We start from the raw sequence: 585 nt of genomic DNA, 5'->3' as shown, positions 1-585 counted from the left end.
CGAGAGGAGGGATATCGCGAGAGGAGGAATGGAGTGGAGGCCACGGCCGGAATTGAACCGGCGTAAACGGTTTTGCAGACCGCTGCGTAACCACTCCGCCACGTGGCCTCGGGGCGAGCCGCCACGTCGTGGCAGCCGCACCGCCGCACTCCGGCAGGACCGGAGTCGGCGAGCGCATGTTTAGCGCCGCCTGCCGAACATGCAACCCCGCAATCGCAGCAGATCGGCGCGTCGGCGCGGTCCGTGCTCCGCCGCGGGCAGCGCGACGGTCACAGATCGGAGCGCGTCCAATCCCGCCCTTGACCGTGACGGCGAGGGCGGGCCACACTCCGTAAAATTCCAGATACGACGATGCGCGGACCGGTGCCTCAGCGGGCGCCGTCGCCCGCATCGGACCGGGCCGTGTCGGAGGTGCCATGCCTGTCGTGTCGATGACCGTGAACGGCAAGCCCGTGCGGGCCGAGGTCGATTCGCGCACCCTGCTGGTCCAGTTCCTGCGCGAGACGCTGCGGCTGACCGGCACGCATGTCGGCTGCGACACCTCGCAATGCGGCGCCTGCGTCGTGCATGTCGACGGCCTCGCGG

The 585-nt window shown here is 69.6% G+C and carries 1 protein-coding gene and 1 tRNA gene; one reads left to right on the top strand and one right to left on the bottom strand.

Going from position 1 to position 585, the window contains the following annotated elements; translation table 11 throughout:
* Positions 1-34 precede the first annotated feature (34 nt).
* Positions 35-108, bottom strand: a tRNA-Cys gene (locus ABTU92_RS29355).
* Positions 109-416: 308 nt separating this feature from the next.
* Here ABTU92_RS29355 and ABTU92_RS29350 point away from each other — a divergent pair.
* Positions 417-585 (top strand): 2Fe-2S iron-sulfur cluster-binding protein (locus ABTU92_RS29350; protein ID WP_408095080.1); only part of this gene is annotated, 169 nt, incomplete at its 3' end.

The organism is Rhodoplanes sp. SY1, from assembly GCF_046000175.1.
GTDB lineage: Bacteria > Pseudomonadota > Alphaproteobacteria > Rhizobiales > Xanthobacteraceae > Rhodoplanes.
This window is presented reverse-complemented; position numbering and strand designations above follow the sequence as displayed.